The organism is Haloechinothrix aidingensis (assembly GCF_013450155.1).
GTDB lineage: Bacteria > Actinomycetota > Actinomycetes > Mycobacteriales > Pseudonocardiaceae > Haloechinothrix > Haloechinothrix aidingensis.
The window spans coordinates 410570-424810 of the sequence record NZ_JACCKD010000004.1; the positions used below are offsets into that span (position 1 = coordinate 410570).

At 70.3% G+C, this 14241-nt stretch carries 13 protein-coding genes; 9 read left to right on the plus strand and 4 right to left on the minus strand.

The window, feature by feature from the left end; genetic code table 11:
* Window positions 1-60: 60 nt before the first annotated feature.
* From H0B56_RS13350 to H0B56_RS13385, 8 genes are all read left to right on the plus strand, one after another.
* Window positions 61-1332 (plus strand): cytochrome P450, encoded by a 1272-nt coding sequence (locus tag H0B56_RS13350; protein ID WP_180893344.1) that lies wholly within the window; start codon window positions 61-63, stop codon window positions 1330-1332.
* A gap of 18 nt (window positions 1333-1350) precedes the next feature.
* Entirely contained in the window at window positions 1351-1542 is a 192-nt protein-coding gene (locus tag H0B56_RS13355; protein ID WP_180893345.1) for a ferredoxin, read from the plus strand.
* Between the two features lie 9 nt (window positions 1543-1551).
* Window positions 1552-2772, plus strand: a complete 1221-nt coding sequence (locus tag H0B56_RS13360) for an NAD(P)/FAD-dependent oxidoreductase (protein ID WP_180893346.1) — start codon at window positions 1552-1554, stop codon at window positions 2770-2772.
* A 176-nt stretch (window positions 2773-2948) separates the two neighbouring features.
* Window positions 2949-4244: an HNH endonuclease signature motif containing protein gene (locus tag H0B56_RS13365; RefSeq protein ID WP_180893347.1), complete on the plus strand. Its 1296-nt coding sequence runs from the start codon at window positions 2949-2951 to the stop codon at window positions 4242-4244.
* Window positions 4245-4331: 87 nt separating this feature from the next.
* Window positions 4332-5357, plus strand: a complete 1026-nt coding sequence (locus H0B56_RS13370; RefSeq protein WP_180893348.1) for a fatty acid desaturase family protein — start codon at window positions 4332-4334, stop codon at window positions 5355-5357.
* Between the two features lie 49 nt (window positions 5358-5406).
* Window positions 5407-6078 carry a sensor domain-containing protein gene (locus H0B56_RS13375; RefSeq protein ID WP_180893349.1) on the plus strand — a complete coding sequence of 224 codons (672 nt, stop codon included), beginning with the start codon at window positions 5407-5409 and terminating at the stop codon, window positions 6076-6078.
* Window positions 6075-7223, plus strand: coding sequence for a sensor histidine kinase (locus tag H0B56_RS13380; RefSeq protein ID WP_180893350.1), 1149 nt, complete (start codon window positions 6075-6077; stop codon window positions 7221-7223). Before H0B56_RS13375 ends, H0B56_RS13380 begins: the two co-directional genes overlap by 4 nt.
* On the plus strand, window positions 7211-7855 hold the full coding sequence (locus tag H0B56_RS13385) for a response regulator (protein ID WP_180893351.1): 645 nt from the start codon (window positions 7211-7213) through the stop codon (window positions 7853-7855). Before H0B56_RS13380 ends, H0B56_RS13385 begins: the two co-directional genes overlap by 13 nt.
* Before the next feature lie 8 nt (window positions 7856-7863).
* Here H0B56_RS13385 and H0B56_RS13390 read toward each other — a convergent pair whose 3' ends face one another.
* Genes H0B56_RS13390 through hsaA form a run of 3 tightly spaced genes read right to left on the minus strand, consistent with a single transcriptional unit; the run spans window position 7864 to window position 10687 of the window.
* The gene (locus tag H0B56_RS13390) at window positions 7864-8601 is read right to left on the minus strand and encodes a cupin domain-containing protein (protein WP_180893352.1); all 738 of its coding nucleotides are present in this window, start codon (window positions 8599-8601) and stop codon (window positions 7864-7866) included.
* A 48-nt stretch (window positions 8602-8649) separates the two neighbouring features.
* Window positions 8650-9510, minus strand: coding sequence for an alpha/beta fold hydrolase (locus H0B56_RS13395; RefSeq protein ID WP_180893353.1), 861 nt, complete (start codon window positions 9508-9510; stop codon window positions 8650-8652).
* 10 nt (window positions 9511-9520) lie between these two features.
* Window positions 9521-10687 (minus strand): 3-hydroxy-9,10-secoandrosta-1,3,5(10)-triene-9,17-dione monooxygenase oxygenase subunit, encoded by a 1167-nt coding sequence (gene hsaA, locus H0B56_RS13400; RefSeq protein ID WP_180893553.1) that lies wholly within the window; start codon window positions 10685-10687, stop codon window positions 9521-9523.
* A gap of 224 nt (window positions 10688-10911) precedes the next feature.
* Here hsaA and H0B56_RS13405 point away from each other — a divergent pair, with 224 nt between their 5' ends.
* Window positions 10912-13467 carry a PEP-utilizing enzyme gene (locus tag H0B56_RS13405; RefSeq protein WP_180893354.1) on the plus strand — a complete coding sequence of 852 codons (2556 nt, stop codon included), beginning with the start codon at window positions 10912-10914 and terminating at the stop codon, window positions 13465-13467.
* Here the strand turns inward: H0B56_RS13405 and H0B56_RS13410 are convergent.
* Window positions 13445-14215, minus strand: a complete 771-nt coding sequence (locus tag H0B56_RS13410) for a tyrosine-protein phosphatase (RefSeq protein WP_180893355.1) — start codon at window positions 14213-14215, stop codon at window positions 13445-13447. The genes H0B56_RS13405 and H0B56_RS13410 overlap by 23 nt on opposite strands.
* Window positions 14216-14241: the final 26 nt, after the last annotated feature.

Sequence of the window (14241 nt, forward strand, 5' to 3'; positions counted from 1 at the left end):
TTGTCCAACACGGCGTAGTATTTGTCACCACCGCCCCGCCTACTCGAACCGGGAGATGCCATGTCGCGACCCACCAACGAATCACCTCGCCCGTACGACCCTGTCGACCTGTCGTCCCGGGCCTTCTGGGCAGGCACCGACACCGAGCGGGAGACGGCGTTCGCCGAGCTGCGCGCGAAGCGACCGGTCTCCTGGCACCGGCCGCTGGAGGACCTGCTGTTCACCGACCCGAACGACACCGGGTTCTGGGCGATCGTGCGCCACGCGGACCTTGTCGAGGCGACCAAGCGACACGAGGACCTCATCTCCGGGGAGGGCATCCTGATGGAGTCGCTGCCGCCGGAGCTGCTGGAGGCGGGCCAGTCGATCATCGCGATGGACCCGCCGCGGCACAGCAAGCTGCGCAGGCTGATCAGCAAGGCCTTCACCCCGAAGCAGATGAAGCGCATCGAGGACCGGATCCGGGCCAACGCGCGAATGATCGTCGATGACCTGGCACCCAAGGGTGAGGCGGACTTCGTCGCCGAATGCGCCGCGCTGATGCCGATGCACAACATCTGCGACATGATGGGCATCCCGTACGCGGACCGGCAGAAGGTCGCGCACGAGGCCGCGATGCCGACCGGGGTGTCCGACCCGGATGTGGTCGGCGAGGGCGATCCCGTGCAGCGGCTGTTCGAGGCCGCCGGGTACCTGCACGACATGGCCAAACGACTGGCCGCGCAGCGGCGGGACGAGCCGGGCGACGACCTGATCACCGCGCTGGCCGTCTCCGAGGTCGACGGAGCGAGACTGACCGACGACGAGATCGGCGCGTTCTTCGTGCTGCTGTGCATCGCGGGCAACGACACAACCCGCCAGTCCACAAGCCACGCGATGAAGGCTCTTACCGACCACCCTGCGCAACGCGCGTGGCTGATGGCCGACTTCGACGGGCGCATCACCGGGGCCGTCGAGGAGTTCGTCCGCTGGGCCACGCCGATCATGACCTTCCGCCGCACCGCGGCACGGGACATCGAGTTCGGCGGGCAGACGATCCGCAGCGGCGAGAAGGTGATCCTGTTCTACTCCTCGGCCAACCGCGACGAGACCGTCTTCGACCGGCCGAACGAGTTCGACCTGAGCCGGGACCCGAACCCGCACGTGGGCTTCGGCGGCAACGGTATTCACCACTGCCTTGGCAACCAGCTCGCACGCACCCAGCTGCGGGTGCTCTTCGACGAGCTGCTGCACCGGCTGCCGGACATCCAGGCAGGCGAGCCCGACCTGCTCAACGCGAACTTCATCCACGGCATCAAGCGCATGCCGTGCACCTTCACCCCGCAACGCTGACCGGCCGAGGTGACAACCATGAAGATCCACATCGATGAGGACAAGTGCACCGGCCACGGTGTCTGCGAAGCCATCAGGGAGGACGTGTTCGAGGTCGGTGACGACGGCGTCGCGCACCTGATCACCGAGGAGCTGACCGAGGACATGCGTGAGGACCTCCAGGACGCCTGCGACCAGTGCCCGACACAGGCGCTGCGCCTGGAAGGCTGAGGGGCGGTGATGAGCACGTCCCGTCTCGTCGTCGTCGGCGCCTCGCTGGCCGGGCTCCGCGCGGTCGAGGCCGCAAGGCGCACCGGCTACGACGGCCCGCTCACGCTCGTCGGCGCGGAACCGCACCTGCCGTACGACCGCCCGCCGTTGTCCAAGGAGTTCCTCGCCCCCGCCCCGCAGCCACCGGAACCTCCGACCCATCGCGCCGAGCACTCGCTGCGCGCCGAGCTCGATGTCGACCTGCGACTCGGCACCGCCGCTACCGGCGTCGACACGGCTGCGCGGGTGCTGCACCTTGACGACGGGCGGCTGCCCTACACCGGGCTGATCATCGCCACCGGTGCCACTGCCAGGCAGCTGCCGAACACCCCTGAACTCGCCGGGGTGCACACGCTGCGCACTGTGGAGGACGCCCACCGGGTGCGCGCCGAACTCGATGCCGGAGCGCGCAACGTGGTCGTGGTCGGCGCGGGGTTCATCGGTTCCGAGGTCGCCGCCGCCGTGCGTAAGCGCGGGCTGCCGGTCACGGTCGTCGAGATGGCTCCCGTCCCGCTGGTGCGGGCGATCGGCGAGCAGATGGGGTCGGCGTGTGCGCGGCTGCACGAGCGGCACGGCACGGACCTGCGCTGCGGCGTGGGCGTAGCGGGCCTCGAGGCAGGCGAGGGCACCGACCGTGTCGAGCGGGTGCGGTTGACGGACGGCAGCACCCTGGACGCGGACGTCGTCGTGGTCGGCACCGGAGCCGCGCCTGCCACCGGATGGCTCGCCGGGTCCGGGCTCGAGATCGATGACGGTGTCGTGTGCGACGAGACGCTGGCCACCGGTGCACCGGGCGTGTACGCGGCGGGCGATGTCGCCAGATGGACCAACCCTGCCTTCGGTGAGCGGATGCGGCTGGAACACTGGACCACCACCGCCGAGCAGGGTGCCGCCGCTGCCCGGAACGCGCTGCGTCCCGTTGAGGCGCAGCCGTTCGAGACCGTGCCGTACTTCTGGTCCGACTGGTACGAGCACCGGCTGCAGTTCATCGGCGTCCCTACCGCCGAGGAGGTCCGCGTGGTCACCGGCGACACGGACTCCGAGAGCTTTCTCGCCCTCTACCGGCAGGGCGACAGGGTGGTCGGTGCCCTCGGGCTCAACGAGCGCAAGCTGGTCATGAAGTTCCGCAGGCTCATCGCCACACGCACATCGTGGCGCGACGGCCTGGACTATGTCGAAGGGACGCGGTGACGGCCTGCCGGGAAGCGCCAGCTTCCGTCCACATCAGATCGATGATGCCTGCGACTTGGCGTGCCGGCGAACCACCCGTGCGACGCGCTCGCCCGCAGCCGCATCATAGCGATTCCGTCAGAAGCCTGCCTCCAGCTCCTTGCCTATATCGAACACGTGTTCTATTATGGGTGGTGATGGTTGTTTCTGGGGATGTCGCTCTTCCCGAACCCGGCACCGAGTGGTGGCGGGTGTCTCCGGATGAGCTGATGCGCACGCTGCAGCGCATGGAGGTGCTGCAGCGGCAGGCGGCCGCCGTGCAGGGAGAGATCCTTGCCGATATCGCCGGGCGCGGAGTCATGGACGCGTACGGCTACGGCACACTGCACTCGCTGGTACGGGATGTACTGCGGCTCGATGCCCGGGAGGCGCGGCAGCGGGAGGCGCGGGCGATGGCCTGCAATCCGGTGTGCACCGGCATTCGCGAGACCCCTGCGCCGTGCCCCCGGACCGGGCAGGCGCTGCGGGAGGGTGTGATCGGGCAGGGACATGTGGATGCCCTGCGGGAAACTCTCGAACATCTGCCGGGCAGCGCCACTGCAACGGAGTACGACGAGCTCGAACACCGGCTGCTGGCGCGCGCCGAGGAGTCCGGGCCTGCGCAGGTGCGTACCTTGGGTCGACGACTGCTGGCCCGTTTCCCGCTGCCCGGCGACCCACTTGACGACTCCGAGCTGGCCCAGCCCCAACGTGAGCTGCTGCTGGGCTGGCGGAGGGACGGGCGCCTCGCGTTCTCCGGCACTCTCGATGCCGAATCCGGAAAGGCCCTCGAGACCGCACTCAGCCCACTGGCCAAGCCCCAACCCAGCGAGGACGGCGCCCGCGATGAGCGAAGCCGCGCGCAGCGGCACGGGGACGCGCTTGCCGACCTGATCGGACTCACGCTCGCCGAGGGACGACTGCCCACCGAGGGCAGTGAGAAGCCCCGCCTCGTGATCACGATCCCGCTGCACGAGCTGTGCACGAACGGTCGGGCGGCGCCGGACGCGTTACTGAATCAGGATCTTCCGGTCACCGCGGAGCAGGCCCGCCGGTTCGCCTGCGATGCCGGGGTGATCCCCGCCGTGCTCGGGCCGAAGGGCGAGGTGCTGGATCTGGGTCGCGAACAGCGGCTGGTCTCCACAGCTCAGCGCCGCGCCCTCGTCGTCCGCGACGGCGGCTGTGTATTCCCCGGCTGCGGACGCCCCGAAAGATGGTGCCACGCCCATCACATCGAACATTGGGTACACGGTGGACCCACCGACATCGGCAACCTGGCCTTGCTGTGCACCGAACACCACCGCGTCATTCACCACTCCGAGTGGGACATCCACATGGGAAGCGGCGGCATCCCCTACTGCACGCCACCACCCTGGCTCGCACCCGCGATCCCCCGGCAACGCGAACCCGTCGGGAATGAACGAACCCGGAGCACGGCGCTTCCCGCAGGCTAGCCGTAACCTCCTGGTGGGGCACACCCCCGTTCCGGTTGGGGTGCGCACCGCATGTCGGTCGCGCGGTGCCATGTCGAGACTCGGTGCATGACCAGCGACTTCACCGAGCTCTCCCGGCAGGTCCGCGCGGCAGGCCTGCTGCGCGGGCGCCCCGGCTACTACATCGCCCGCATCACCGTGGTGACCGCATCACTCGCAGCGACGTGGGTGGCGTTCCTCGCCCTCGGGTCCACCTGGTGGCAGCTGGGGATCGCGGTGTTGCTCGCCGTACTCAACGGGCAGGTCGCCCTGCTCGCGCACGACGTCGCGCACCGCCAGGTCTTCCGCACCAGGCGCGCGAGCGAGATCGCGGGCAGGGTGCTCGGCAACCTGGCCATCGGCATGTCCTACGGCTGGTGGATGGCCAAGCACACCCGGCACCACGCCAACCCGAACCACGAGCGGCTCGACCCCGATGTCGACCCGGCGATCCTGGTGTGGTCTCGAGAGCAAGCGAGACGCAGCGGCGGCGCGACGCGGCTCATCGCCAGGTGGCAGGCGTTCCTGTTCGTCCCCCTGCTCACGCTCGAAGGGCTGAACCTGCACTACGCCGGCGTGCGGGCGGTACTCGACCCGGGCACCAACCGGCGCGGGACGGAGGCCACGCTGCTGCTCGCGCACTTCGCGGCCTACCTCGCAGCCGTAGGGGCAGTCCTGCCCCTGCCACAGGCGCTCGCCTTCATCGCCGTACACAAAGCACTGTGGGGCGTCTATCTGGGAGCGATATTCGCACCCAACCACAAAGGAATGCCGGAACCGGCCGAGCGAACCGACTTCCTCCGCAAGCAGGTCCTCACCTCGCGCAACGTGCGCGGAGGGCGGCTGACCGATATCGCCCTCGGAGGCCTGAACCACCAGATCGAGCACCACCTGTTCCCGAACATGCCGAGCCCGCACCTGCGCGCGGCACGCCCGATCGTGCGAGCACACTGCGCCCACCTCGGCGTCACCTACCACGAGGTGGGGTTGCTCCACTCGTGGCGGGAAGCGTTCCGGCACCTGCACCGCGTGGGCGCGCCGCTCCGCGACGGCCGCCCGCGCGCCGGGGGTGGGGCTAACCCCACCTCGTGGTGACCTGCACGCGGTATGGCAACCGGGCTCCCCGCATCGCCAGACTGGCGGCATGACTCGGACCAGCCCCCACCCCGCGACCGAACGCACCGGTGACCGGCCCGCGACGGGACGCCCACCGGTACTCGGCTCGCTGGCTTTCCTGCTGCTGAACCTCCCCCTCGGCGTGTTCTGGTTCTCCCTGCTCGTCAGCCTGATCGCGGTGAGTGCAGGCACCGCCGTCATCTGGGTCGGCCTGGTCACCGGGGCCGCCACCGTGCTGCTGTGGCGTGGCGGCGCCGTGGTCGAACGCGCCAGGGTGCACGCCCTCCTGGGAACCGCCATCGCCGAGCCGTACCGGGAGCTGCCCGACGCACCACCGTCGGTGCGCTGGAAGGCGCGCCTGCGGGACACAGCCACCTGGAAGGACCTCGGCTACCTGCTCGCGCTGTTCCCGGTCGGTATCCTCGAGTTCGTGCTGATGGTCACGACGTGGTCGACCAGCCTGGCTCTCGTCGGCCTGCCGATCTACTACCGGTTCCTCCCCGGCGGGGCCTACCACTTCCCCGGTTACGACCCCGGGCACCAGTGGTTCACGGTCGACTCGGTCGCCGACGCGCTGCCGTTCGCGATCGCAGGTGCCGTCGCTGTGCTGGTCACGGTAGCGCTCACCAGGGCACTCGGCGCCTCGCACGCGAGGTTCGCGCGCAGCATGCTCGGCACGATCCCCGCGAGCGCGGCATGACCGCGGTGCAGGACGACACGGAGAGCGGGCAGCTGCGGCGGCCCCGCGCCGTCGCGGCGATCACATTCCTGGTCGCGAGCTTCCCGATCAGGCTCGGGCAGTTCGTCGCGATCACCGTGCTCACCCTTGTCGGTGTCGCCACCACCGTCATCTGGGTCGGTGTTCCGATCCTGATGGCCACGACCGCGCTCGTGCGCGACCTCGGCGACCGGGAACGCCGGTGGATCCGCGGCATGCTCGACGCACCCCTGCCACCGGTCACCCGCAGCCCCGAGTCCGGAGGGCCCGTGCAGCGCTGGCGCGCGCGGCTGACCGACCCGAGCACCTGGCGCGACCTCGCCTACCTGCTGCTGGCGTTCCCACTCGGAGTGCTCGAGCTGGTGGTCGGGCTCGTGGGTATCGTGCTCGTCCCGATCGGGATCTGGGTAGCGCCGGGGCTGGCCTGGCTGCACGGCAGAATGGCCATGGCGCTGCTCGGCCCGGACACGTCGCGACGGCTGGCGGACAAGGCCCGGCGGTTACAGGCTTCGCGAGCACGCGGGGTGAACGCCGCCGAGAGCGAGCGGCGGCGCATCGAACGGGACCTGCACGACGGTGCACAGCAGCGCCTGGTCTCGCTGGCCATGAACCTCGGGAGGGCGAAAGCGAAGATGAGCACCGATCCCGACGCCGCACGGGACCTCGTCGACGACGCGCACGCCAACGCCAAGACCGCGGTCACCGAGCTGCGCGACCTCGCCCGCGGCATCTATCCCGCCGTACTGGCCGACCGCGGTCTCGACGCAGCGGCCTCGGAGCTCGCCGCGAGCTGCCCCGTCCCCGTCGAGATCTCCGTCGACGAGGGGGTCGTCACGCCACGGCCACCGAGCGCCGTGGAGACCTGCGCGTACTTCATCGTCGGCGAGGCCCTGACCAACGTCGCCAAGCACTCCGGCGCGAACCGGGCGCGGGTGCGTATCGAGCGGGACAGCCAGGCCGTCGTCGTCGAGATCACCGACGACGGTGCGGGCGGGGCGCAGCTACACCAGGGACGCGGCCTGTCGGGGCTGGCCGACCGCGCTGCCGCGATCGACGGCACGGTCACCGCGCACAGCCCACCGGGCGGGCCGACGGTGATCAGGGCGGTGCTGCCGTGCGTGTGGTGATAGCCGAGGACGCCGTGCTCGTCCGCGCGGGACTCGAACGCCTGCTCGCGGACGGCGGCATCAGCACCGTCGCCGCGGTCGACAACGGCGAGGACCTGCTGGACGCCATCCGGCGCCACCAGCCCGACCTGGCGCTCGTCGACGTCCGGATGCCACCCACCTACACGGCAGAGGGGCTCAGCGCCGCCCTCCGCGCGCGCGAACTCGTTCCCGGCCTGCCGATTCTCGTGCTCTCCCAGTACGTGGAGGAGACCTACGCCGTCGACCTGTTCGCCGGAGGCGCGGGCGGGGTCGGATACCTGCTCAAGGAGCGTGTGGCCGACGTAGACGAGTTCCTGGACGCCCTGCACCGGGTCGCCGCGGGCGGCACGGCCATCGACCAGCAGGTGATCGCGCAGCTGATGGCCCGCCGCGGCGGCAGCCCGCTCGAGCGGCTGAGCGCGCGCGAGGCCGAGGTGCTGCGGCTGATGGCGCAGGGGCTGTCCAACACCGCGATCGCGCGCGAGGCCGTCCTCTCGCACGGCGCTGTGGAGAAGCACATCGGCAACATCTTCGCCAAGCTCGACCTGCCCGGTGACGCCGAGGGGCACCGCAGGGTCCGCGCGGTGCTCACCTACCTGGACCGCCGCTGAGCGGTACCTCAGGTATCCAGCATCTCGAAGTCGGCGAAGTCGAATCCCGGGCAGACAACGCAGCTGACGAGAACGTCGCCGTGCGCCCGTGCGCGCTGCCAGGTCCCGCCCGGCACGAGCACCTGCGCCGTGCGCACACCGTCCAATCGGGACACGCTCGAGTCCAGCTCGAGGTCGAGCGTTCCCGGCCCGTGCCACAGCCACAGCTCATCCGAACCCACCCGGTGCCATCGCGAGGTCCGGCCGTCGGTGAGCAGGTAGTGGATCGCCGTGGCCGCGGCACGGGACCCGCCATCGACGGCCAGCCGCGTGGGGCTGGTCCACGTGCGGCGGTACCAGCCGCCTTCGGGGTGCGGGAGCAGGTCCAGCTCCTCGGCACGGGACGGCCGGGACTCGAAGTCGACAAAGCGGCCGTCCAGCGTCCTGCGCGCGTACCGCAGCCCCACCACAGCCGAGAGGTCGATGGGCCCGTAGATGTGCGGGAACCGGACCGACGCGTCGACGCCGGGGGGCGGTGCGGGCGCGGCCTCCTCGAACACGGTCGATGCCGTGTTGCGCGCGGTGTCGACCTCCAACGCGACGAACTGGCCGTCGGCCTCGCGGTAGAGGTGGTTGGCCACCGCCAGCAGCGTGTCACCGTCACCGGTGCAGTGCACGAAACCTTCGGTATCCAGCGAGGCGGGGTGGAGCCTCTCCCCCGCGGCGTCGTACTCCTCGAGCGGAGTCAGGTGCAGGACTGTGGTCATCCTGCGATCGTAAGGCTCACCATATCGAGCCCGGCGCCCGCTTGCCTCCTACAACCCTGCGCCGAGGAAGTCGACCACCGATCGTTCGAACGCGTCCCTACGCTCGATCTGCACCCAGTGGCCGCAGTTGCCGAAGATGCGCAGATCCGCGTTGCACAGCTGGCGTGCGGGCAGCAGGGCTCCTTCGACCGGTGTGACGCGATCGTCCTGCCCCCAGGCAAGCAGCACAGGATGGTTCAGCCTGCCCAGTTCGGCCCACAACGGCACGCTATCGGCCAGCGCGGGGTCGGAGAATGTCGCGTAGGTGTCCCGCAGCGCGGTGATCGCGCCCGGCACCGTGGCCTCGGCGTAGCGGCGCTCGACCAGCTCCTCGGTCAGCATGCTCTCGTCGGAGACCATGGTCCGTAGCCAGGCCGTCAGCCGCTCCCGCGTGGGGTCGGCATTGAACTCGAGCAACCGCTTGATCCCTTCCGAGGGTTGCGGGCCGAGCACCGGAACGCCGACACCTCCGGGTGCCATCAGTACCATCCGGTCCACCCGGTCGGAGTGCTCCAGCGCGAACCGGACCGCGACCGCACCGCCCATCGAGTTGCCCAGGATGTGCGCCCGTGGAATGGCGAGGCTGTCCAGGAAGCCGCGCACCGCGTCCGCCGCGATACGCAGGTAGTTGCGCTCGTAGCGGGCCGGGCGTTCACTGCTGCCGAAACCCGGCTGATCCAGGACCAGGCAGCGGAAGTGCTCGGCCAGGCTCGGCAGGTTGCCACCGAAATTGGCCCACCCGCTGACTCCGGGGCCCGACCCGTGCAGCAGCACGAGCGGCGGCCCGCTACCCGCATCGTGGTAGTGCAGCCGCAGCCCGTCGACCGTCACCGAGGCGCTGGTGGCCTCCCAGCTGTGCGCATCGACCATGCGGATCCCCTCAGACAAGCCGGTCGTGCACGTCGACGCCGAACTCACCCTGGCCGAACATGGCCAGCGCACGCTCCACGTCGTTGGCCACGTGCACGCTGCCTGCATGCACGTCCCGCCAGTGCCGCTCGATCGGGTTGCCGCACGAAAGGGAATGCCCGCCGGAATTGTCGAACAGCAGCTCGATCGCCTGGATCGCGCGTTCGGTCGCGCGTACCTGGTCCCGCCGCGCGCGCAGGCGCAGGCTCATCGGGATGTCCTCACCGGCGACCGCGTAGCTCAGCTCCTCGCTGACGTTGCGGTCCATCTGCAGGGCCGCCGCATCGATCTCGGAGGCCGCTCTGGCCACCCGGACATGCGCGAACGGGTCCTCGGCGACTCGCTGCGAGCCGTAGGACAGCCGGACACGCTCCCGCATCCGTTCGATGTGCGCATCGTAGGCTCCCTGAGCGGCGCCGACGATCGGGGCAGTGATCGAGTAGGTGAACACGGTGCCGAACGGCAGCCGGTACAGCGGGGCCGGGTTCACCGCCTGACCCGGCCCACGCAGCTGCGTCTGCTCCGTGGCGCTGTAGGCCCGGTGCGCGGGCACGAACGTCTTGTCGATCACGATGTCGTTGCTACCGGTGCCGCTGAGGCCGACGACGTGCCACACGTCCTCGATCCGGTACTCCCCGCGTGGGACGAGAGTGGTGAGGTAGTCGACCGGCGCCCCGTCGTCGCCCATCCGCAGCCCGCCGAGCAACGCCCAGCTCGCGTGGTCGCATCCGGACGAGAAGCTCCACCGCCCGGAGAGCTCGTACCCGCCGTCCACCTCGGTCAGCTTGCCGGTCGGCGCATACGACGACGAAACCAGCGTATCGGGGTCATCCGCCCAGACGTCCCGCTGCGCCTCGTCCGGGAACAGGGCGAGCTGCCATGGATGGATCCCGAGCACCGAGGCGACCCACCCCGTGGACGGGCACGCCGCCGCGACGGCCCGCACGACCTCGTAGAAGCTCACCGGATCGCGCTCCCTGCCGCCGTACCGGCTCGGCTGCAGCATGCGGAACACACCCGCCTCGGCCAGCTCGCGGATCGTCTCCGCAGGCACCCGCCGCGCCCGGTCGCTCGCGTCCGCACGCTCGCGGATCACCGGGAGCAGATCACGGACCGTATCGAGCACCTTGTTGTTCATCTGGGCGACCTCCTCGACCACCACATCGCTCACGCTGACGAAACCCGGACACGGCTGGCCGCGTTGAGCACAACAGTAGGGCTGTCGAGCCGCGCGTGCCCCGGAACAGTCCCACTGAACGGAACTTCTGAGACGACCACACATCATTAAAACTAGATAATCTAGCTTCTTGACGTACCGTGTGCCACACTGCGGCGCGGCTGCCTTGTGAGGAGTGAGTCGAGATGCGCGTACTGGTTACCGGTGTCACCGAGCAGAGTGGATGGGCCGTAGCACGCAGGCTGCTTGCCGCCGGACACGAGGTCGTCGGCCTGGCATCGCGACCCCATCGCTACGTCGACCCGCGGGTGGAGCTCGTCGTCGGCGATCCGGGCGATGAGCGGGTATGCGCGCGGGCCGTGACGGGCTGCGCTGCCGTGGTGCACCTGCACTGGGTCCAGCCGCGGCGCGGTGACACCGGGCACGAGAACGTCCGGGCCGCCGGTCGCATCGCCAGGGCCGCTCGTGACGCGGGAGCACGGATCGTGCTGCCGTCCACATCCGAGCTCGGTCACGACAGCACCGGGACCGCGGGCAGACGCCGCAGTAGCGAAGCGCGCCTGCGCGCGATGGCCGAACAGGCAGTGCTCGCCTCCGGTGCGACGTCCGTGATCGTCCGCGCAGCACCACTGGCCGGTCGGCGGGCGGATGCCGCATCCTGCACCACGTTGGCTTCCCTGCTCCGCGCACCGGAGGGTGAGTCCTGGCAATTACTGCACAACGACGACTACGAGCGGTTCCTGACCGTGGCCGCCACATCCGCCGCCCGCGGCATCGTCGCACTCGCTTGCCGGGGCACGATCGACCCGCCGACCGCACGCCGGATCCTGCGTGAGCACGGGGCACCCACATCGGCGCGCCGGGTCCCTGGAATACCGTGCCCACCGTCGCTCGATACGGCCGCACTGAGCGAGGAATGGGAATTCCACTGTGGCTGGTCAGCGGCGGAGGTCGTCGAGGACCTCGCCCGCGGTCTGGTAGGACGCACACCCCGCCGCGACGGAGCCGTGCCGCTGCGTGGACGGATACCGCTGCCGTCGCATGTCATCCCGGCCCGGGTTCCCGCATCCGACGAGCACCCCCTCGAGGTCGCGGCTCCCGACGGGCTGGAGGGCGAGTTCGACGACCGAATCGACAGCCGCTTCCCGGTCTACACGGCCACCAACACGTCCGAGGCGTTGCCGGGGCCGATGACCCCGGCAACGATCGACCTGCACGTGGGCGCGATCCGCCTGGCCAACGAGCAGATGGGCAGGATGCTCGCCTTCGACGGCCTGGCGATGGAGCAATGGAACAGCCGGGTGATCAGCGTGTTCGGTCACCACGTCTACATCAATGTCTCCGTCGGTGTACTCACCGCCGAGAACATGCCCGGCTGGGACGAGGACAGCATCCGCTCCGACGTGTACGGCAACGTGCCCACCGACGTCGAGCTCCTTCCGCACGGCAGGCCGCCCATGCCGGAAGGACTCGCCGGGGTCAAGGCCACGGCGACCGTGATGGGCCGCGTGATCGCCACCGCACGCCGCTACCGCGCGTCGGCCGAGCACGTCTACGCCGCCGCGCACCGTGAGGCGCTCGGCTCGGAGGCGATCCTGGCGTTGACCGACGAGCAGCTGGAGACCAGGGCACGGCTGTGGCGCGACCGGCTGGGCCACGCGTGGGCCGCCGCGGCGATCGGCGTGATGATGACCGGCGCGGCGAAGGCGATACACGAGCGCAAGCACCCCGGTGAGGAGCCGGCGATCGACGTGCGCGAGCTCGCTTCGGCGCGCACGATGCTCGGCGTGGAACGTCTTGCCGAGTACTTCCGGGCCGACGCGAAGCTGTGCGCGCTCGGCAAGGCCGGTGACGTCACAGGGGTGCGCGCGGCCTCGCCCGGCTTCGCCGCCGCGCTGGACGCCGAGCTCGATACGGTGGGGCACCGCGGTCCCGGGGAGTGCGAGCTGGCCAACCCGGTGTTCGCCGACCGTCCGGAGATGCTGGTGACCGCGGCGGCCAACGCGGCGAGCCTGCCCGTCGCCGACCGGAGCGAGCGGCCGCGCGGCCGGTCCAGCCGTACCGCCCGCATGACGGCGGGCGCCACCATCGCACGGGAACGGGCACGCGACGCCGTCGTCCGCGTGAACCACTGCCTGCGGCTGGTACTGCGGGAGCGCGGGCGGCGGCTCGCGGCAGCCGGAGTGCTGCGAGAGATGGAGGACATCTTCTACCTCAGCATGGAAGAGGCTTTTCACCCGCCGTCCGACGCCGCCGAGCGCGCGGCACGGCGACGCGGTGAGCGTGAGCGCCTCAGGGAGCTGTCGATGCCGGATGTGATCACCGGGCGCTGGGAGCCGACGCGGGACAGCGCGCGGCTGGCAGCCCAGGAACAGCTGAGTGGTCTCGGTGTCTGCGGCGGTGTCGTCGAGGGCCCCGTCAAGCTCGTGGCATCGGTCGACGACGAGATCGAACCCGGCGACGTCCTCGTCGCCTCGGTCACCGACACCGGACACACCGCGATGTTCGGCTACGCGGCTGCCGTGGTGACCGACCTCGGAGGCGCGGCGTCGCACGCGGCGATCGTGGCGCGCGAGTTCGGCATCCCGTGTGTCGTCGACACCAAGTGCGCCTCGGGCGCGCTCACCGACGGCCAGGCCGTGCGCGTGGACGGCTCCGCGGGCACGGTCACCGTCGTCGGCAGGGACGACGCTGTGGGTACCGACTCCGGCGAGGTCGCTACCGAGGGGCGGGCGCGGTAGCCGTGGGCGCGGGTTCCACCAGCGCCTCTCGCAGGCGGTCGAGCTCGGACTCGCGCATCCCGTGACGAACGAGCCACTCGGCACCGCCGCCGTACTTCTCCCGCATCATGGCGACGAAGCGCCGCATCACGGCCGGATCGGCGCTGAGCACTCCGGTGCCGACGGCGGGAAGGCGTTCGTAGGACGGCAGGCGTACCAGCCGTGCCCTGATGCTCTCCAGCCTCCTACCGGTGAGCGCGTAGTCCTGCACGATGCTCTCGGCAGGTACGCCGACGGCGTCGAGCAGCACCGCCGCGAGCACACCGGTACGGTCCTTGCCGCCTGCGCAATGGAACACCACGGCGTGCCGGTCCCGATCGGCGATGATGCGCGCCGCCGCGACGATGGACTCCTCGCTTCCCCTGAGCATGCCGGCGTAGAGCGCGGTCAGATCCGTCCCTCGCGAGTCGGGGACCACATCGTCCGGCCGCGCGTTCTCCCCGCGGATGGGCAGGTTGATCCTGCGCACCCCGGTACCGGTAAGCAAGCCGTATCCCTCGCGCCGTACCTCGTTCGGCAGGCGCAGATCGATCACCGTACGCAGCCCGAGGCGGTCGAGCCAGGTCCGCAAGTCGCTGTCGGTCAGCTCCTGCAGCGTACTGGAACGGAACGCGAGCCCGGTGCGCGTGCGGTAACCGTCCCCTGCCGGCAGGCCACCGAGATCGCGCACGTTGTCGATACTCGCGAAGTTCACCCAGCGCGGTGCCATCGTCGCCTCCCAGGAGTGCAGCGCTG

Coding starts and splice junctions, on each gene's coding strand:
- H0B56_RS13350 (WP_180893344.1), top strand. CDS start 61: ATGTCGCGACCCACCAACGAATCACCTCGCCCGTACGACCCTGTCGAC.
- H0B56_RS13355 (WP_180893345.1), top strand. CDS start 1,351: ATGAAGATCCACATCGATGAGGACAAGTGCACCGGCCACGGTGTCTGC.
- H0B56_RS13360 (WP_180893346.1), top strand. CDS start 1,552: ATGAGCACGTCCCGTCTCGTCGTCGTCGGCGCCTCGCTGGCCGGGCTC.
- H0B56_RS13365 (WP_180893347.1), top strand. CDS start 2,949: ATGGTTGTTTCTGGGGATGTCGCTCTTCCCGAACCCGGCACCGAGTGG.
- H0B56_RS13370 (WP_180893348.1), top strand. CDS start 4,332: ATGACCAGCGACTTCACCGAGCTCTCCCGGCAGGTCCGCGCGGCAGGC.
- H0B56_RS13375 (WP_180893349.1), top strand. CDS start 5,407: ATGACTCGGACCAGCCCCCACCCCGCGACCGAACGCACCGGTGACCGG.
- H0B56_RS13380 (WP_180893350.1), top strand. CDS start 6,075: ATGACCGCGGTGCAGGACGACACGGAGAGCGGGCAGCTGCGGCGGCCC.
- H0B56_RS13390 (WP_180893352.1), bottom strand. CDS start 8,601: ATGACCACAGTCCTGCACCTGACTCCGCTCGAGGAGTACGACGCCGCG.
- H0B56_RS13395 (WP_180893353.1), bottom strand. CDS start 9,510: ATGGTCGATGCGCACAGCTGGGAGGCCACCAGCGCCTCGGTGACGGTC.
- hsaA (WP_180893553.1), bottom strand. CDS start 10,687: ATGAACAACAAGGTGCTCGATACGGTCCGTGATCTGCTCCCGGTGATC.
- H0B56_RS13405 (WP_180893354.1), top strand. CDS start 10,912: ATGCGCGTACTGGTTACCGGTGTCACCGAGCAGAGTGGATGGGCCGTA.
- H0B56_RS13410 (WP_180893355.1), bottom strand. CDS start 14,215: ATGGCACCGCGCTGGGTGAACTTCGCGAGTATCGACAACGTGCGCGAT.